The following is a 17,951-nucleotide window of genomic DNA, read 5'->3' as shown; positions in this document are numbered from 1 at the left end:
CATTTTATACGATTTCAAAGCGTTTGAAACCCTTGATACGACTAGGTATATGACCTGTGAGGGATTCGAACCCCCGACCCCTTCCCTGTCAAGGAAGTGCTCTCCCACTGAGCTAACAAGTCGCAGTATGTAGGTGTTGCTGACAAACTCTATTATATGAGGCTGCGTACGCAATGTCAATAAAAATTATTCGTGCTCTTCTCCGCTTCTTTTTGTCTGCTACAATAGGCTTATCACATGGTGAAGGAACAAAGATGACGGTTAAATCTATTCGGATTATGCGTATCCGTATTGTTTTATCGGTAAAGCACCGCTGAAAGAAGCGATTCAAGCAAAAAGTTGTTCAGGCCTTAGATTTTGCAAGATCAGGGAGTGACCGAAAGATCAATCATTGGAATATAAAGAATATTTTACCATAAAATCAATAATTCCATTCGACTCATTTCCCGGACAATAATCGACGAAATACCTAGATATCGTCTGAGTTTGATGTTTACAAAAAGCATGAAAATCAAGTTGATTTTCATGCTTCATCAGGTAATTATGCCTGCTGTACGATTTTCTGATCTTTATCTCTATTCATAAAGAACTGTGCAGCAAACAATCCTGCAAACATAATTAGACCGGCAACATCTGAAATTCCCTCTGGATAGATTAAAAGCAAGCCTGCAATGATAGCCAGTACTCGTTCTATCCAGTTCATAGGTCTCATCCAATAGCCTATGATTCCAGCTCCAATTGCAATCATTCCCGTCACAGCTGTAAATACAACCCAAATGACTTCTGGGACTGTTGTATCGATTAATAGCATTTCTGGAGAAAGAACAAAGATGTATGGAATGATAAATGCTGCGATAGCAAGCTTCGACGATTGTATCCCTGTACGAATAGGCTCTCCTCCGGATACTCCAGCAGCAGCAAAAGCTGCAAGTGCCACCGGCGGTGTAATATCCGCAATGATTCCAAAATAGAAAACAAAGAGATGTGCAGCTAAATCCGGATAGCCCAGGAAAATGATAACAGGAGCTGCTATGGTTGATGTGATGACATAGTTTGCCGTTGTTGGTGATCCCATTCCCAAGATTAAAGATGCGATCATTGTGAAAATCAGCGTTGGAATAATGTAGCCCTGTGCAAGGTCAATTAATCCATTTGCCAATGTTAGCCCAAGTCCTGTTTTCGTTACTATCCCAACAATAATACCAGCAGCTGCAGTGGCCGCCGCTACAGACAAAGCTGTTCTCGCCCCATCTACCAATGCTAAAATGATAGCTTTGGGACCCATTCTTGTTTCTTTATTTATAAATCCGGCTACGATGGCGATTAAAATGGAATAAAGTGCAGCATGCATAACTGGAATACCTGTCATTAACAAGATGATAATCGCTAAAATCGGAAGCAAAAGGTAGATTTTCTTCGCGACTTCTTTACGATTAGGCATTTCTTCTTCTGTTAGTCCCCGCAGTCCTAATCGTTTCGCTTCAAAATGTGTCATGATCCAGATGCCAGTGAAATAAAGGATAGCTGGAATAGCTGCAGCCTTTGCAATGTCCCAGTAAGTGATGCCATTTCCAATAAACTCGACCATCAAGAAAGCAGCGGCTCCCATGATTGGCGGCATTAATTGTCCACCAGTTGAAGATGCGGCTTCAACAGCACCCGCAAAATCCTTTTTATATCCTAATTTTTTCATCATAGGAATGGTGAATGCCCCAGAGGTTACAACGTTCGCAACTGAGCTTCCGCTTATTGTGCCTTGCAGGGCACTTGAAAAAATAGCTACTTTAGCCGGTCCGCCTACTCTTTTTCCAGCGATTACAGCTGATAGATCATTAAAATATTGGCCTACACCAGTTTGAATTAAGAACGAACCGAATAGCAGAAACAAGAAAATAAATGTTGCCGAAACCCCAAGCGGAGTTCCTAAGATACCTTCTGTTGTGAAAAACATTGTCTGTACCAATCGCTCAAGACTCAAGCCCCCATGCTGAAGAAATCCCGGCATATATTGTCCGAAAATTCCGTAAAGCATAAAAATAACCGCAATAATGGTAATAGGAAGCCCAACTGCTCTTCTTGTTGCTTCGAGTACTAGCAGAATTGCTATAATTCCAATTGCAAAGTCAGTTGTCGTTAGGATTCCAACCCGCATTGCGATATCTTCCATAAAAAGCGGCCAATATGCACCTACAGCAATACTGAGAAGAGCAAGCACGATATCGTACCAGCCAACTTGCCACTTGCCAGTTTCTTTCTTTTTCTTACTTAAAGGGAATAATAGAAAAATTAGCGCCAATGCAAATCCTAAATGAACGGAACGCTGAATTTGAGCAGTAAAAACGGAAAAAATAGCTGTGTACAATTGAAAAATGGAGAATGAGAGCAAACCGAGGAAAGCAATCCATCCCATGATTCCTGTGAGCTTTCTTGTTGCAGCTTCCGGATCGTACTTTTCAAGAATTTCCTGTTGTTCTTCAAGTGATAAAAATTTAACTTCTTCATCTTTCATTCATTTTCACTCCTCTCATAAGCTGAAAAAGATTCATAGTTTCATAGCTGATTCTGACCCAGGTACCAGGTTTTATATACTTTTTCAATTCATATTCTTGACCTTTAGAAACCACTCTATGATTGGCTACTACCTGTCCAGTGCTGAGATCAATAAACGGGAATGTCCGGTTCATATTTGACATGATATATTGGCCACCCTTTCTCTCAAAAATCTCATCTCCCTCAGGTCCTGAAGGCATGCCTACTGCAAACGTGTCATATGAAAGCTCTATTTGTTTGATTTGCTTATTCGATAATTCATACGTTTCAATGACATCTGTCAGATGAATGGAATGTGTGTACTTTATTTGAAAAGTGTCCATATCTTTAACAGATAGGTAAGCCAATAATTTGCTGGTGTCTTCGTAATGAAAAGCTACGGTATTCTTAAACGGGATAAAAAGGATGAAAAGAATAGTGATGAAAAGCATGAAAACGTATATTAGCTTTTTTTTCATCCCACTTTCCTCCAAAATTAAGCGATAGACCGCAGTTTCGCTGCGGCCTATCCCTTAAACCATTATTTCAATACGCCTTTTTCTTTGAAATATTTCTCTGCACCCGGATGCAGCTTTAAGTCACCGATTCCTTCAAGTGCAGTATCTGCTTTGATTAATTTTCCTTTTGCATGAGCGATTTTATCTGTGTTTTCAAAAATTGATTTTGTGATGTCATATACGAGATTCTCATCAAGCTCATCTTGAACAACAAGCATCGCTTTAACAGCTACTGTATGAACGTCTTCACCAATCTTGTATGTGCCGTTTGGAATAACCTCCTCTGAGTAGAAAGGATATTTTTCGATAAGCTCTTTCACTTTGTCAGCTTCAAGAGGAACAACAACGACTTCGTTTTGAGCTGAAAGGGTTTCAACTGCCGCAGTCGGTGTTCCGGCTGTTACAAATGCTGCATCAATGCTTCCGCCTTGAATTCCTTCTGTTGACTCATCAAATGACAGATTTTGTGCCTGAATATCATCCACTGTCAAACCATGAACTTCAAGAACTTGAGTAGCATTTAGATAAGCACCGGAACCGATCGCTCCAACGGAAACCTTTTTTCCTTTTAGATCTGCAACAGATTTAATTCCGCTTTTTTCCGTAGTAATTAATTGAACTGTTTCGTTATATAGCGTGCCAAGTCCAAGCACGTTATCAATCTTGTTATCTTTAAACATACTTTCCCCTTTTAAAGCATATGTCGCAATATCTGTCTGAGAGAATGCTATTTCAGCGTCTCCGCTTTTTAAAGTTTGCATGTTTTCTACAGAAGCTCCTGATGACTGAACAGTTGCCTTGTAATCTGTGCTATCAGTAATAATATCTCCAAACGATCCGCCAAGAGGGTAATATGTACCACCCGTTCCGCCTGTTAAAATCCGCAGCGTTTTTGGCCCAGAGCCACCGCCGGAACCCGATGTTGCATCGTTTCCGCCACATGCAGAAATAATCATGATAAGAGCAAGCAGCATCACTACAAATAAACTTTTACTCATTCTCACTAGTAAAATTCCCCCTTTTTGTCATTTAATTGTAATATTTCCACTTTTTTATATTACCATATGTTTGAAGATAATTGTCAATCTATTCTTAATATTTCAAATATAACTAATCCCACACTATTGGAGGCGCTTCTAAATGAAGCATCTAAAATTAGACCTACTCTTTTTTATTTATTCAGCCTTATTAGTGTGGATTTCTCAATTTGCAGGTAGCGAATTAAATAACGTCTCCTGAGGAATTGCAACATGCCTTCCCTTTATATCTCGGGTTTCCTATTTCTTATGCTGAGCTTAATACACCCAGAATAGATCCTTCGTTTCCATATTCCTATGACTGAAGATGCTGCGATAGCAAAATGCATGAAGATTTGTTCTGGCAGTGTGCGGGAATCACCTTTTTGATGAGTTTTTCCCTATGGGGTTTGGGTAGATTCTCTCCAGTAAGTACAGAAATTAAATAAGCCTTAGTACGAACACAGACCTATTTTTGCTCCCTAAAATAATGAAGCTGACAGTATTCAATGGCATATTTTAAAAAACCTTGGCAGTCAATTGCTCTATGCAGACGATTCTTGTATAAAGATTCTTCTTGATTTTTTATTATGATTCTTCTTTCATTATTCGGTGCCACTTTTCTGGGAGTTTAAGGAGAAGTCGTTCAGCAGCTTCTATTTTTGAAACGATTTCCTTTGTTTCTAAAGAACAGATGATTCTGCATAGATTCAGAATTGTAAATTCAGCCATTTCCGCTGATAATATCGCCGAATTCATTGACCAAGTTTCGGGTAAAGTAAGCAATGAAATTCTGTAAATCATTTGGTATTTTACGTTGCAGACTGATCATCTCAAATCCTCCGTTTTATTCGATTATACGGTATGGTTTTTATTTACTTTGACAAAATAAATTCATTGACATGAAACCAAATGGTTTTATATAATCAAATGCGAAACCATTTGGTTTTATATTTATGATAAGGAGAATACATGATGAATCAAACTAATTTGCAGGACATTACACAGACCGTTGTCTACAACGCTCCCATTGAAAAAGTATGGGATGCCGTTTCCACCTCTGAAGGAATTGCCGCATGGTTTATGCCCAATGATTTTCAGCCCGAAGTTGGGCATGAATTTCACTTGCAATCTCCGTTCGGCCCGTCACCATGTAAAGTGATCCAACTGGAGCCCCCTCACCGGCTTTCATTCACATGGGATACAGATGGCTGGATCGTCACTTTCCTATTGAAAGAAATGGATGGTAAAACGGAGTTTACCCTTATCCATGGCGGCTGGAAGCAACCAGACACGATTCTGCCAAAAGCCAATGAAAAAGCCTCTGTCATTCGTGACCGCATGAATCATGGCTGGATAAAGATTATCGAACGCCTGGGAGAGGTTGTTGGAAACTAGTGTCATCTTCTGCACAAAAATATGATGTTTTTCAGGCTATCGCTGACCCAACGCGACGAGAAGTGTTAAAGCTGCTTGCAGAAAAAGAGATGCCGATCTCAGAAATCACAAGCCATTTTCGAGTAACCCGAACAGCGATTGCCAAACATCTTCACATTCTTTCCGAGGCTGAACTTGTAAGCGGAAGAAAAACAGGAAGAGAAAAAAGGTACAGGCTTCATCCGGAGCCGCTTGCGGAATTACATGAATGGCTTTCCTATTACGAGCAATTCTGGAATAACAAGCTGTCTATGCTGAAGCATCTTGTTGAGGAACCCAATGAAAACGAGAAATGAAATACTATTTGAACAGCGTCCTTTTATAAGGGACGCTGTTCTTTTTTTATATTTCAAGAAGAATTATCAAATACTGAGAAAGAACCACGTAAAAAAGGCAGACGAAAGACTCATTTTTCTCTTTTTTCATTTTATTCTATCTTTCAGCGGGTATATCAAAACTATCACTATACAGGAGGTTGTTAAATTGAAAGCTGTCACATTTCAGGGAATGAAGGAAATGGAAGTGAAGGAAGTTCCGGATGCCGTGCTTCAGAAAAAGGACGATATCATTGTCAAAATTACCTCAACGGCCATTTGCGGATCAGATTTACATATTTACCAAGGAGCCCTTCCTGCTGAAAAAGACTATGTAGTTGGCCATGAACCGATGGGGATTGTAGAGGAAGTCGGACCAGAAGTAACAAAAGTTAAAAAAGGCGACAGAGTTGTCATCCCATTTAATATTTCCTGCGGAAGCTGCTTCTATTGCAAACACGACCTTGAAAGCCAGTGTGATAATTCAAATTCCAATCCGGAAATTGATACAGGCGGTTACTTTGGATTTACAGAGAGGTATGGGAATCACCCTGGCGGGCAGGCTGAATACTTAAGAGTGCCGTTTGGAAATTTCATGCCGTTTGTCATTCCTGAACCTGTCGAGCTTGAGGATGAAGCCTTGCTGTTTATGTCAGATGTATTGCCTACTGCGTATTGGAGCATTGAAAATGCCAACGTAAAAAGTGATGATACTGTAGTGGTGCTTGGCTGTGGACCAGTAGGGTTAATGGCTCAAAAATTCGCCTGGATGAAGGGCGCTAAACGGGTCATTGCCGTTGATAATCTTCCTTACAGATTAGAACGGGCAAAAAGAATGAACAATGTTGAAATTATCAATTTTGAAGATTTTAAAGATACAGGTTCTCATATTAAAGAACTGACAAGCGGCGGAGCAGATGCCGTGATCGATTGTGTCGGAATGGACGGGAAAAAGTCAGCACTTGAAGAAATTGGCCAAAAGCTGAAGCTGCAAGGCGGAACTCTAAGCCCGTTTGAAATTGCGATGAATGCTGTCAGAAAGTTCGGGACCATTCAGCTGACAGGTGTATATGGTTCAAAATACAACATGTTCCCGCTTGGCAATATTTTTGAACGGAACATCAATCTTAAAATGGGCCAGGCACCTGTTATTCATTACATGCCAATGCTATTTGATATGATTACATCAGGAAAATTGGATCCAACTGAAATTGTCACTCACAAAGTTCCTTTAAGCAAAGCCAGTGAAGCTTACAAAATTTTTAATGATCATGAAGATGACTGTGTGAAGGTTGTTTTAAAGCCATAAATTCATAAAGAAAAAGCATGCGGCATTTTTGCCGCATGCTTTTATATGTCTGCAGTTAGCTTAATCCCTGCGATCTCTATCTTTTCTTCTAAGACCTAACAGCCCTGCTAAACCTAATAAACCAATCCATCCCATGTCCGTATCATCGTCATCGTCAGCTGCAGCGGCAGTTTCTGTATTTACATTTCTTGTGCCTATATTATCGTTTCTGTCATTGTCGTTATTTTCTGCATAAACGCCTGCACCAGACACCATAACTGCGATAACCATTGAACATAGGATCATCATTACATTTTTCTTCATGAGAAAACCTCCATTTTTTATTAGTACGTTTTTTATTCTCTTCAAACAAGAATTTTTTATTCTTCATTTTATATTCATAAAACCGTATCAATTAAATCATCTGGTACAAAATAGAATGTGTAGTTTTTAAAATATGAAATGGAGTGATCAAAATGGGTATTCTCAGCGGAAATCCTACAGATGAACCAATGCATTATGGAGAGGTATTCGGAGTATGGAGTGCGTTATCTGTTGCAAAAGCATCTCATGCAGCTTATCAAGTGTATTACAATCACACTGGTGATGCCGACCTTAAAAAATTAATAGATCAAATCATTAAAAATAATATTTTGCCTTGCATTGAAGAACTTGAAGCACTATTAAAAAAGAATGAGGTCGGTTTGCCGCCTGCCCCCCCTGAAAGACCAAATGCTAAATTAGAAGAAATCCCTGCGGGTGCACGCATTTCAGATCCAGAAGTGGCTATGAGCATCTCTAAAGACCTTGCCCAAGGATTAGTGGCTGACAGTACCATGATCGGACAATGTATCCGGGAAGATATTGCCCTGCTGTTTACTCAGCATCATGCTAAAAAAGTTCAATACGGCGGGAAAATTCTTCAATTAAATAAAGAAAAAGGCTGGTTAATTCCGCCTCCTCTTCATTTAGATAAATAATTAAAAACAGGCAGTAGTTTTTTACTGCCTTATTTTGCAAATAAAGGAGTCAGGACATGTACTTTTATAAAGAAGATTTAATCAATATGATTGTTCCGGACAAACCGGATCCCGCTGCAGCAAAAGTTTTACAGGAAACATTGGGCGGCCAGTTTGGTGAGATGCGGACAATGATGCAATACTCTTTTCAAAGTGCCAATTTCAGAGGTAAAGATAAACAATACCGAGATTTGATCAGAGGCGTTTTTCTAGAAGAAATCAGCCATGTAGAACTTGTTCAAACAACTATTAATCAGCTTTTAAATGGATCAGGTGAAGTGGACGATGCAGGAAATTCCGGGCCTAGTCAAGCACCGCTTGCAGACCCTGTCATGCATGGAAATCCTCATCATTATATTATGGGAGCGCAATCTTCTCTGCCTGTTGATGCTGGAGGAAATCCATGGAACGGATCATGGGTGTACAGCCACGGAAATTTAATCAGCGATTTGCTTAATAATGTCATCCTGGAATCAACAGGTGTTCTGCAAAAATCAAGAATTTATGAAATGAGCTCTAATAAAACCTTCAGAGAAACCCTTGCATTTTTGATTGTCCGCGACAACGCCCATCAAAATGCATTTGCCAAAGCTCTTGAAACATTGGGAGTCAACTGGGGCAAGATTTTTCCAATCCCAAATTATGATATTAATAAGTACCCTGAATGCCGAAAGTATGTGGAAATGGGCTTTCATAATGCACAATTTAATTTCCGGCTTGATTCAACCCGTATTGGCGAAATTTTCAGCGGGGAATCTCCGAGCAGAGACAGTGGTGACTTACAGGTTACTGATCCTCCAAAGGGTTATCCTGTACCAGATTTTCCAGATATGCCGAATGAACACAGCCCAGGCTTAAATGATTTGAATCAATAAATATAAAAACGGCCATTTTTTCAGGCTGTTTTTTATGTCTCTCAAGGGCTTGTTTGAAAAATTTCAAATAAAGTCTATTAATAAATGGATCAAGTATAAAGACCTCTCAAGATTGAGAGGTCTATTTTGGGAGATCATTCAATTCGGAAGATTTTTCGATTGTGCAGGAGCATATGAATTCACCATCTGCTGCATATCACCTTCTGTAAGCTGTGGAACCTGATAATAGTGATGCTTATTTTGGTAGATTGAAATCTCATAAGCCATTTCAATGCAATTTGGAATGGTATCAGCCAAAACTCGTCTGACAACCGGATTAGCTACCTCTGTCGTAGCCATACCTTTTAATGACGCATTCGATTTTACAGATCCGAGCATGAGGTCTGAAATAACCTGTTCATTTATTTCCGCAGGCATATTCATCGGCTTCATCGGCGGTGAAGGTTTTAGGCCATAAACAAAGTCATTTCCCTGCTTCATATTATAGACTTCTGTCGAAACTGAAGGCTTCATCCCTGTCTGGAAACACTCAACAATCGTGTTGTATTCCGTCATCATAAATTGCTCTTGACGGTTCATCATATCCAGAAGTTCCGGATCTTTGACATGCGGTTTTAAAATGGTATATAAGTTTAATGTATTGATGGCACCAGATAAAATTTCAGATACATCAAACATCTCATGTCCGCCATGGCTTAATTGGGGCGGCACAGCTCCAGCCTGCATGTTTTCAGATCCTGCAATGTTCATTGATTGATCCACATTAATCATTCCTCTCTCATCTTTTTAAGATATACATATCTATTCTGTATCAGAGAGAGAAATCTATTCGTATTTTCTTCATTCCATAATCCCAGCCTGTATGAGATGAACCTTTGCGTCTACCTCAAATTGAACAGAGCCATATTGCTTCTTCCAATCTTTGTAGCCAGCTTGTCTTAGCTCTTCCTTAATGCCGAGCGGATCGACATTTAATTTCTGCAGCTTTTCAAGCAAAGCTAGAGCTTCTTTTTCCAGCATGATTTCAGTTTTCTTTTCAATTTTTTCGATATTCTTTTTTTGTGTAAGATCTAATCCTCCGCCTTCCATGACTCTTCCATCCATTTTTATGCTGACATTGAACTTATACCCGTTTATTTTTTTTTCAGGTTTGAACTTCGTATTGGAGGAAAGATTTTGAATGCTTACCTCCTTTTCTTCTTTTAAATCGATTTCAATGATGCCTTTGCGGATTTTTTCATATAGAACTTTCAAAGTATATCCTTCTTTCAAATCAATGGTATCGATTAATCGATCTCCGTTAAAAAGAGCGACCCCAGAAACTTGAATGTTATCACCCTTTTTTTCAATAAGAGGCAAAAAAGGGTCAAACCCAAGGCCCCGGTACTGAAAAAGAAAATGATGCAGATTGATTCTTGGAATCGTCCTCTCCATATTTTGTCTGACGAGGTCAATAACAAATTGTGAAACAGATTCATGCTGATCGACCTGTGCTGAAAGAATTTCATTTGATTTTCCTTTTGATATAACTAAACTGATGTCTCTGCCTATATTTGGGTCTCTTTGCAGATTATCAACGTGATCACCAATTCCTCTTCTCGCCAGTTCCTCGTCAAATAGAATCACCCCTACCCTGCCTATTTCAATGGGTCTTGGTGACTGTGCCTGAATTTCCTGTCTTATATGCTTACTTGTCCGGCCGATAGCTGTTAATGCTATATTTTGCGGTTTCGATTGAATTCCTGGCGGAGTATAAGTCGCACCGGCAGTCAATTGGAATTCTCTATCACTAATATAGTCATAGCCTATTGACTGAATCAGCTGAACATCTTCAAGGACTTTTGAATCAGGAATACAGCTGCTTAAAAGACACATGCAGAGCAGGAGTGCGCAAGCTTTGTACCCATTCATTTTTTATTCCTCACCTTCATGATGATGACCTGCAGAACAAACAGCAATGGGATATAGCCGTAAATCGTATAAAATCCTATCTCTGACATATTGGTATTGAGCAGATCAATCTGTTCTCTGTCTTTTAAAAAAACGGCAAAGATAAAAATGAAAAAGCAGATAATCCGCAATGCATTTCTTTGTGTCATCGCAAAAAGCCGGTGCATTCCCCTGCTTGCACTCCATAGTCCAATACACATATTGGGCAAAACCACAAAGAACCAAATCGAAATTCCAAGATATTCAAACCGCTCAATAATGGTCAAGTCTACAATTTTCCATAGAGTAAGCGTCGCCCAAATGGTAGATTTCAGCTGATTCTGATCATAGTATGCAAAGGAAACCAGAGCAGTTATCAGATAAATAAACATGCTGAATAAAACAGCATAATGAGCCCATTTTTGGGACTTAGGGGGATCTTTTATAAACGGATAAAACATAAAAAGAACTTCAAACCCCAGATAATTAAGAGTCATTCCTTTTGTAGCTGACAGGAGCTCCTTGAACGATAGATCAAAAACAGGAAGAAGGCTGCCAAAATAAGCTTCTTTTATGGGGAAATATTTAACTAATAATAACGGCAATCCATAAATGACTCCAAGAAAAGCAATCCCGGTCACTATTCTGAATCCCCCTGTAACATATGAATAACAAATCAGAATAATAATGGCGATGAATACCCAATGATAGACATCCGGAAAAACCCACACTTGGATAACTTCTACATACGTCCGTATCAGCACAACGACAAACATAGCGTAATAAATAATGAAATAAAAACTGAAAAATCCGCCAATCCATTTTCCGAAAATCTGGTGATGGATGGCTACGATATCATTCTTTCCCCGGTTCAGGATTAAGTAAGATAACCAGATCAAACCAAGAATTGTGATGCCGGATGTAATGATGGCTATCCAGGAGCTATGGCCGGCAGACTTTGCGATATACCTCTCGAATCCTAAGATGCCTACACCTATTTGCATTTTATGAATCAAATAAAATACAAAGTAATTGGATACCTTTTTATCTTCTTTAGGCAATGGGAACATGGAATTACCTCCTTTAATCCTCAATATCCCGTTTCTTTTCTTTATGAGGCTTCGGCTGAAAACGATCAGGTGTGGCTGTTCTCATTTGCAGAGGCCGTTTATTTTGCATATACATCGGCACTCTAAACAGCGAATCTTTTAAATCTTTAAGCCTCAGAGGATAGACTGGTGCAAGATATGGCCTTCCAAGGGATGATAGCTTAAGCAAATGCCCCAGAAAAAAAGCAAAACAAAAGGCAATCCCTATGAGACCAAAAAGCTGAGCGGCAAAAAGAAAAGGAAAACGGATTAAGCGGATGACGTTGCCCATTTGATAAACGGGAGTAGTAAAGGATGCAAGTGCTGCAAGTGCCACGATGATCAGCAGTACGTTGCTTGTAAGCCCTGCTTGAACAGCTGCTGTTCCTATTACAATCCCTCCTACGATACCGATTGTCTGGCCAATCTTAGTCGGCAATCTGGCTCCCGCTTCCCTCAGCAGCTCGATTGTCAGCTCAAGAATAATTGCCTCTAATATTGGCGGAAACGGCACACCGCTTCTCGAAGCTACAAGCGGATTAAGCAGGTTTTGCGGAATCATTTCGTAATGATAGGTAAGAACCCCAACATACATGGCAGTAGAAATAACAGAAAAGAAAACCGCAAAAAGCCGGATAAGCCTGAAAATGGAGGCAATCGGCCAGGATAAAAAATAATCCTCAAAAGCAGAAAAAAATTCTACCAGCGTCGTAGGACCAGTCAGTGCATGAGGGGAACCGTCAACTAAGACCGTAATTTTCCCTTCCGACAGAACACCGGCTACCCTGTCAGGCCGTTCTGTATCAATCATTTGGGGAAATGGCGAATTGTTATTATCTGATATAATCTGTGCGATCATTGAACTGTCCAGGATCGAGTCATAATCGATATCTTTTATTCTTTGTATAATGGTATTTACGTTCTCGTCGTTCGCAATATCTTTAATATATAAAACAGCAATTCTTGTTTTAGAAAGCCTGCCTACCCTAATCTCTACTGCAATGAGTTCGGGGATCGGCAATCTTTTTCGAATTAAGTTCAGATTGGCATCCAGGGATTCAACAAAGGCTTCTTTTGGTCCAACAACACTGTATTCAACCTCAGGAAGGCTCACCGCTCTTTTCTCAAGGGAAATTGCCGAAATCAAGAGCACTTCATTAATATTTGATTCGGATTGAACAGCAATAAAACCGGACATTAATCTATCCTGGATTTTGTCTACATTGCTGATGATTTCTGTATTATCAATCGGCAGAACTTCCTGCAGTTCAAATAAACTTGTATTATTCTGTCCTTCGGTTAAAAAAGGAAGAACATGCTTTTGTAAAACATTAATATCTACTAAAGTTTTATAGTAATGAATATAATAGGGACTGCTTTGTGAATAACGATAAGATGTAAAGTCAGCTGACAGCTTGCATTGCTTCAGCAGATCCTCAAGCTTAGGATCATCGTTTTTCACATCCGCTTTTTTTTGTTGTTTAAAGGATGGATTTTTCTTAAAAAAAGAAAACATAATCTCCCCCACCTCTTGTTGAGGATATTTCGTACAAAAAAACAAGACATTCTTAACATGCCTTGTTTGCTGCAAAATATGAAAGATTTAATAAATAGAACGTCAGCAGTCCTTTTTTCTTATCAGCTGTTCTTTATCAAGTGTCCCGGGAGGCTGTTCAAGCCATCCATTGCTGATTACAATATCAGCTCCATCCTTTGCATATTGTGCAATTTCAAGTGACAGGCGCTCATAATTCAAAATGAGATCACTTCTTTGGCTTGCTGCCGCTGCAGTTGCATAATTCCCTGAACCAGCTGCACTTAACAGTGACATATGAAATAATGTCAGCTTATCAGAAAATGGCGATGTCGTTGAATCTGTAATACACGCATCAGATGAAATCGGGGGCTGGATGTGATTATCTAAGAGCGTTTTGCTGAAAATTTGAATATGCTTCTGAGAGATCTCACTTCCTCTTAACATCCACTTTTGAATGTTTTCCCGGGGTGAAATTTGTGCAAAACTAAGTGCCAGTTTGCTTCCCATAAGATTTGTTTGGATATTCATATAAAGATGAGAAATTTCAATCGTATTTAATGGCCTCTTTTTACTGAACAGCGAAAAACCGCTTAGATACTTTTTGCTGTCAATATAATCCTTGGATTTGGGATAGGCAATATAAGGAGCTCTTACAAATATTCCTTTTGAAATGGCTATATCAGAACTTATATCGAATAGTCTTGCTGTCTCCTCCAGACCCTCGATATAATAGGTGCGGATATCTTTTCTGGCACTCATTGAAATAAAACCGCCGTAAGCAAGCAAGCCAACTTTTGTCATATGATTTATATAGGTAAGCATGAAAAGATCCGTATATAACCGAGGTGCATTCAGGTTTACGTCCTCATTTGTAAAGCCTGTGGGAACTGGAATATCCTCTTCTTTAAAAATAACAGTCATCTTTTCCAAATGAGCGACAGTAAGATTATAGGCACTTTGAATAACAGGAAGGATTTCCTTATCATCTGCATGTTCTAAAAAGAATGCAAGGATGCAGTTTGACATACTGTCGTTCATAAAGCTTGTCCAAAGACATGCAATTTCGGCTGATGTAAGATTCGGGCGATTTCCTTCTTGCATGAAATATTCCTCCAAGATAAATTTCTTCTATTATTTGTTTAAACAATTAGTTTTATGAATTCGGGGCAAATAGAAAGGAGACATCTAAAGATGTCTCCTATAAGTCCTTACCATTTAATAATTTCACTGTAAGCGCAGCATTCAAATATCTGATCGTCGGAGGTTCATAGCCTACATTCGGTGAACTAGTATTAATCGTTCGTACCGAGATTACATCATTTTCTTCAAGCTCTGTATGAATTGTTTTTCCTAACGTTGTTTGTATCGTATCTTCTGAAACAAATGAAAACTTCGACTCATTAATTTGAGTATTATTTCTAAAAATAGCAAAGTTGGCTAAAGCGGAGTTTGCCAATATATCCATAAAGAAGGAGATTTCATAATTCCCGTCTTTAAAAACATGAATCGTATCTTCTTCTGGATTTGCATCAGTATTGAATTCCGGCCCTTCCACTGTAAAATTAATCGGAGCAGCGTCCATTGCAAATCCGCCTATATCAAAGTTATACAAAGATCCAAAGGCCTTTTGATCTTCTTTTCCCTTGAATTTTTTTTTGATTTTATTTTTGTATTTTTTTTCTTTATATTTTTTATCGCTTTTTTTCTCTCTATGTTTTCTGCTGAATTTTTGTTCAAAATCCGCTTCAATCTTTTCTTCTGTCTGCTCTAATGCATCTTCTGACTGATCCGCAACATCACCGAAAGCTTCTGTATGCTCTGTCTCTTCTTCATCCAAAAAAACGACTTTATACATAAGATCATCTGACGCATGTTTGTATATTTTTGACACATTCATCACTCCCTTATATTAGTCTATTCTTCTTTAGGAGGATTGCTTGTGTATTCATCTATATTTTTCACTGGACTTGCACAGCAAATTCACTGCTAATAAAAAAGAGCAAGAGATCCTATCAGGATTTCTTGCTCGGTTAATTATTTTCCGCCAAAGCTCATATGTTCATAGCGTCCTCGAATCACTCCGTAAATGCCATAAAGCATCAGTCCCGCTGCAGCAATTCCAAGCAGCCACTGACCGTAAGGCTTTGAAGCAAGTTCTGCAAGCGCCCCGTCAATTCCTTTTGATTGGTCAGGGTTTGCCGTAATCGCTGTCAGAATAAAGAAATAGCCGATCATAGCCAGAACAGCACCGCGGGCGATCATGCCCATTTTCCCTGATTTTCTTGCAATTTTTCTCTCATGCTGATTCATTTCACTTACTCTGAACTTATTCATAAATCTCTCCGAATAACCATTGTACAGTTCATAAAGTCCGTATCCAATAATGATAATGCCCACGAGTCCGATTATCCACTGTCCAAAAGGCTGAGCCAGTAATTTAGCAGAGATTGTTTTCTCAGATCCGCCTCCCGAACCTGCATGCATAGCGATGGAGATGGCTTTAAACGCAATTGCTCCATATATAATTGCACTTACTGCGTAGCCAGCTCTAGTCAACAAACCTTTTGCATCTGTTCCTTTGTTCTCCGGATCTTTTATCACCTTAATAATTTCCCAAATCACATAACCAATTAAGCCAATGCCGATAAGCCAAAGAAGAACCTCTCCAAAGGGCTTGCCTGCAACCGTCTCAAGCATTCCGCTTGTTCCTGTCATTTTGCCTCCAAGACCAAGCGCTGCCAAAAGAGCAAGAATCCCGATTAAAAAATAAACGGTGCCTTGTGCCATATATCCGTATCTTCCCAAACGCCTGATCCAAGGCTTCGTTTCTTGTTTTGCCTGATTTGCTTTTTGCTTGGCATCTGCTTTTGCAGAATACTCCATGTTTATCTCTCCCTTATATATAATGCCTGCTGAGTGTTAAATTCCCATCGAAGGAGAAAAAGAAACCTGGATTGCACATTTACAAAATATTGGATATTACCTTCATAAGAAAAGAATACAAAAAAACCTCAAAGCAGAGCTGCCTCTGCTTTGAGGTGAAATTCATAAAACTTATGCACTTTTCAGTTCCAGTCGGCGGGCCAGCAGCGAAAGTGAGTAGTTCACTGCAAAATACATGAATGCAATCATGATAAAAATAGGGATGATATAAGTCGATTTTTGCCCATTTATTATTTGTGCATGGTGAGTCAGTTCTGGAAGCGCAATGACCACAGCAAGCGATGTATCTTTTAACAATGAAATGAATTGACTTACAATGGGAGGTACCATTCTGCGAAGAGCCTGCGGCATCACAATGTATCTTAGGGTTTGTACATATGTGAGTCCTGAAGAACGTCCTGCCTCAATTTGCCCTTTTTCAATTGACTTCAGTCCGCTTCGAATGACCTCTGACAACATGGCTGATTCAAACACGGTTAATGCAGCAATGGCAGATAAAGTAATCCCCAAATCAATTCCTATCTCAGGCAAGGCGAAATATGTAAAAAAGATAATTAATAATAGCGGTAAATTCCTGATCGTTTCGACAACTACAGCAAGTGCCTTTGATAGCACTGGAATTTCTGCATATCTTAATGTACCGACAATTCCGCCGATGATAAAGCTTAGGATAATTGAAATAAATGCTACTTTTAATGTGATATAGAACCCGTCAAGCAAAAACATGAAATGATCTGGGGTATATGCACCAGCAAAATCCATTTTTCACCCTCCTTTAGTTACTCTTTGCAAGGCGTTTCTCTAAATAACCAACGCCAATACTTAAAGGAATAGTTAGAATCAAATAAAATACAGCTACAAATATATATACATCAAAAACGACAAACGTATCAGATGAAATCAAATCTCCGTGATACATAAGATCAAGTCCAGCTACGACACTAAGAATTGAGGAGTTCTTCACTAGATTAATGAATTGGTTTCCAAGAGGCGGAATAACAATTTTAATAGCCTGAGGCAAAATGATTAATCTCATCGTCTGGTTATAAGTGAGCCCTGATGATCTGGCTGCTTCCATTTGTCCTTTAGGAACGGATAATATTCCAGCTCTAATGGCTTCTGCGATAAAAGAGGCCGTATAAATCACAAGTGCAATGGTCCCGGCTGTAAACCCATCAAGCCTTAAACCGAGTGCCGGCAATCCAATATAAAAAAAGAACGCGATAATCAGCAGCGGAATATTTCTGACGAATTCTACGTATACAGTTCCCAGCCAATTCAAAGGTTTTAGCGGAGCTATCCTAAGAACAGCAATAAGGGTTCCAAGCAAAAAGCTTCCAATCAAAGCAATTAAGCTTGCCATTACAGTGTTCTTAAACCCTTCTAGATACATGTCCATATTGTCGACAAGTATAGAGAAATCAAGCACATCTTTCACTCCTTTAACTAATCAGGATG

The 17,951-nt window shown here is 39.2% G+C and carries 19 protein-coding genes and 1 tRNA gene; 5 read left to right on the top strand and 15 right to left on the bottom strand.

Going from position 1 to position 17,951, the window contains the following annotated elements:
• Nucleotides 1–50: 50 nt before the first annotated feature.
• The 5 genes from K8L98_RS06850 to K8L98_RS26805 form a co-directional block, all read right to left on the bottom strand.
• A tRNA-Val gene (locus tag K8L98_RS06850) sits at nt 51–122 on the bottom strand.
• A 419-nt stretch (nt 123–541) separates the two neighbouring features.
• A complete protein-coding gene (locus K8L98_RS06845) occupies nt 542–2,509 on the bottom strand; it encodes a TRAP transporter permease (RefSeq protein ID WP_223440656.1) in 1,968 nt (655 codons plus the stop codon).
• Nucleotides 2,499–3,008 (bottom strand): DUF1850 domain-containing protein, encoded by a 510-nt coding sequence (locus tag K8L98_RS06840; protein ID WP_223440654.1) that lies wholly within the window; start codon nt 3,006–3,008, stop codon nt 2,499–2,501. Before K8L98_RS06840 ends, K8L98_RS06845 begins: the two co-directional genes overlap by 11 nt.
• Nucleotides 3,009–3,070: 62 nt before the next feature.
• Nucleotides 3,071–4,051 carry a TAXI family TRAP transporter solute-binding subunit gene (locus K8L98_RS06835; protein WP_420828832.1) on the bottom strand — a complete coding sequence of 327 codons (981 nt, stop codon included), beginning with the start codon at nt 4,049–4,051 and terminating at the stop codon, nt 3,071–3,073.
• Between the two features lie 600 nt (nt 4,052–4,651).
• Nucleotides 4,652–4,795, bottom strand: coding sequence for an aminoglycoside adenylyltransferase domain-containing protein (locus K8L98_RS26805; RefSeq protein WP_223440652.1), 144 nt, complete (start codon nt 4,793–4,795; stop codon nt 4,652–4,654).
• A 240-nt stretch (nt 4,796–5,035) separates the two neighbouring features.
• Here K8L98_RS26805 and K8L98_RS06830 point away from each other — a divergent pair, with 240 nt between their 5' ends.
• From K8L98_RS06830 to K8L98_RS06820, 3 genes are all read left to right on the top strand, one after another.
• Complete coding sequence (locus K8L98_RS06830; protein ID WP_420828831.1) at nt 5,036–5,461, top strand: SRPBCC family protein; 426 nt, start codon at nt 5,036–5,038, stop codon at nt 5,459–5,461.
• Complete coding sequence (locus K8L98_RS06825) at nt 5,461–5,796, top strand: ArsR/SmtB family transcription factor (protein WP_223440649.1); 336 nt, start codon at nt 5,461–5,463, stop codon at nt 5,794–5,796. The genes K8L98_RS06830 and K8L98_RS06825 overlap by 1 nt, the downstream gene beginning before the upstream one ends.
• Nucleotides 5,797–5,983: 187 nt before the next feature.
• Nucleotides 5,984–7,123 (top strand): zinc-dependent alcohol dehydrogenase, encoded by a 1,140-nt coding sequence (locus K8L98_RS06820; RefSeq protein ID WP_223440646.1) that lies wholly within the window; start codon nt 5,984–5,986, stop codon nt 7,121–7,123.
• A gap of 60 nt (nt 7,124–7,183) precedes the next feature.
• On the opposite strand, the gene K8L98_RS06815 is transcribed toward K8L98_RS06820, so the two are convergent.
• Nucleotides 7,184–7,426 carry a WGxxGxxG family protein gene (locus K8L98_RS06815; RefSeq protein WP_223440644.1) on the bottom strand — a complete coding sequence of 81 codons (243 nt, stop codon included), beginning with the start codon at nt 7,424–7,426 and terminating at the stop codon, nt 7,184–7,186.
• A 152-nt stretch (nt 7,427–7,578) separates the two neighbouring features.
• Between K8L98_RS06815 and K8L98_RS06810 the strand changes: the two genes are divergently transcribed.
• Together K8L98_RS06810 and K8L98_RS06805 are read left to right on the top strand one after the other, a co-directional pair.
• Nucleotides 7,579–8,082: a DUF3231 family protein gene (locus tag K8L98_RS06810; protein WP_223440642.1), complete on the top strand. Its 504-nt coding sequence runs from the start codon at nt 7,579–7,581 to the stop codon at nt 8,080–8,082.
• Between the two features lie 56 nt (nt 8,083–8,138).
• Complete coding sequence (locus tag K8L98_RS06805) at nt 8,139–8,996, top strand: manganese catalase family protein (protein WP_223440640.1); 858 nt, start codon at nt 8,139–8,141, stop codon at nt 8,994–8,996.
• 138 nt (nt 8,997–9,134) lie between these two features.
• On the opposite strand, the gene K8L98_RS06800 is transcribed toward K8L98_RS06805, so the two are convergent.
• From K8L98_RS06800 to K8L98_RS06760, 9 genes are all read right to left on the bottom strand, one after another.
• Nucleotides 9,135–9,767 (bottom strand): spore coat protein, encoded by a 633-nt coding sequence (locus tag K8L98_RS06800; RefSeq protein WP_223440639.1) that lies wholly within the window; start codon nt 9,765–9,767, stop codon nt 9,135–9,137.
• Nucleotides 9,768–9,836: 69 nt separating this feature from the next.
• Complete coding sequence (locus K8L98_RS06795; RefSeq protein WP_223440637.1) at nt 9,837–10,907, bottom strand: Ger(x)C family spore germination protein; 1,071 nt, start codon at nt 10,905–10,907, stop codon at nt 9,837–9,839.
• Entirely contained in the window at nt 10,904–11,995 is a 1,092-nt protein-coding gene (locus K8L98_RS06790; RefSeq protein WP_223440636.1) for a GerAB/ArcD/ProY family transporter, read from the bottom strand. Before K8L98_RS06790 ends, K8L98_RS06795 begins: the two co-directional genes overlap by 4 nt.
• A gap of 13 nt (nt 11,996–12,008) precedes the next feature.
• Nucleotides 12,009–13,529, bottom strand: coding sequence for a spore germination protein (locus tag K8L98_RS06785; RefSeq protein WP_223440634.1), 1,521 nt, complete (start codon nt 13,527–13,529; stop codon nt 12,009–12,011).
• A 102-nt stretch (nt 13,530–13,631) separates the two neighbouring features.
• Nucleotides 13,632–14,651: a DUF3231 family protein gene (locus tag K8L98_RS06780; RefSeq protein WP_223440633.1), complete on the bottom strand. Its 1,020-nt coding sequence runs from the start codon at nt 14,649–14,651 to the stop codon at nt 13,632–13,634.
• A gap of 97 nt (nt 14,652–14,748) precedes the next feature.
• Complete coding sequence (locus K8L98_RS06775) at nt 14,749–15,441, bottom strand: hypothetical protein (protein WP_223440632.1); 693 nt, start codon at nt 15,439–15,441, stop codon at nt 14,749–14,751.
• 143 nt (nt 15,442–15,584) lie between these two features.
• The gene (locus K8L98_RS06770; protein WP_223440631.1) at nt 15,585–16,433 is read right to left on the bottom strand and encodes a DUF1206 domain-containing protein; all 849 of its coding nucleotides are present in this window, start codon (nt 16,431–16,433) and stop codon (nt 15,585–15,587) included.
• Nucleotides 16,434–16,604: 171 nt separating this feature from the next.
• Nucleotides 16,605–17,255 (bottom strand): amino acid ABC transporter permease, encoded by a 651-nt coding sequence (locus K8L98_RS06765; RefSeq protein WP_223440630.1) that lies wholly within the window; start codon nt 17,253–17,255, stop codon nt 16,605–16,607.
• A 13-nt stretch (nt 17,256–17,268) separates the two neighbouring features.
• Nucleotides 17,269–17,922 carry an amino acid ABC transporter permease gene (locus K8L98_RS06760; protein WP_223440629.1) on the bottom strand — a complete coding sequence of 218 codons (654 nt, stop codon included), beginning with the start codon at nt 17,920–17,922 and terminating at the stop codon, nt 17,269–17,271.
• Nucleotides 17,923–17,951 lie beyond the last annotated feature (29 nt).

This window comes from Metabacillus dongyingensis (assembly GCF_019933155.2).
GTDB lineage: Bacteria > Bacillota > Bacilli > Bacillales > Bacillaceae > Bacillus_P > Bacillus_P dongyingensis.
This window is presented reverse-complemented; position numbering and strand designations above follow the sequence as displayed.

Bases quoted from the DNA above. Each gene is read 5' to 3' on its own strand.
- K8L98_RS06795 (WP_223440637.1), bottom strand. From the start codon at position 10,907: ATGAATGGGTACAAAGCTTGCGCACTCCTGCTCTGCATGTGTCTTTTA.
- K8L98_RS06770 (WP_223440631.1), bottom strand. From the start codon at position 16,433: ATGGAGTATTCTGCAAAAGCAGATGCCAAGCAAAAAGCAAATCAGGCA.
- K8L98_RS06805 (WP_223440640.1), top strand. From the start codon at position 8,139: ATGTACTTTTATAAAGAAGATTTAATCAATATGATTGTTCCGGACAAA.
- K8L98_RS06830 (WP_420828831.1), top strand. From the start codon at position 5,036: ATGATGAATCAAACTAATTTGCAGGACATTACACAGACCGTTGTCTAC.
- K8L98_RS06765 (WP_223440630.1), bottom strand. From the start codon at position 17,255: ATGGATTTTGCTGGTGCATATACCCCAGATCATTTCATGTTTTTGCTT.
- K8L98_RS06800 (WP_223440639.1), bottom strand. From the start codon at position 9,767: ATGATTAATGTGGATCAATCAATGAACATTGCAGGATCTGAAAACATG.
- K8L98_RS06810 (WP_223440642.1), top strand. From the start codon at position 7,579: ATGGGTATTCTCAGCGGAAATCCTACAGATGAACCAATGCATTATGGA.
- K8L98_RS26805 (WP_223440652.1), bottom strand. From the start codon at position 4,795: ATGGCTGAATTTACAATTCTGAATCTATGCAGAATCATCTGTTCTTTA.
- K8L98_RS06790 (WP_223440636.1), bottom strand. From the start codon at position 11,995: ATGTTCCCATTGCCTAAAGAAGATAAAAAGGTATCCAATTACTTTGTA.
- K8L98_RS06845 (WP_223440656.1), bottom strand. From the start codon at position 2,509: ATGAAAGATGAAGAAGTTAAATTTTTATCACTTGAAGAACAACAGGAA.
- K8L98_RS06785 (WP_223440634.1), bottom strand. From the start codon at position 13,529: ATGTTTTCTTTTTTTAAGAAAAATCCATCCTTTAAACAACAAAAAAAA.
- K8L98_RS06815 (WP_223440644.1), bottom strand. From the start codon at position 7,426: ATGAAGAAAAATGTAATGATGATCCTATGTTCAATGGTTATCGCAGTT.
- K8L98_RS06840 (WP_223440654.1), bottom strand. From the start codon at position 3,008: ATGAAAAAAAAGCTAATATACGTTTTCATGCTTTTCATCACTATTCTT.
- K8L98_RS06780 (WP_223440633.1), bottom strand. From the start codon at position 14,651: ATGCAAGAAGGAAATCGCCCGAATCTTACATCAGCCGAAATTGCATGT.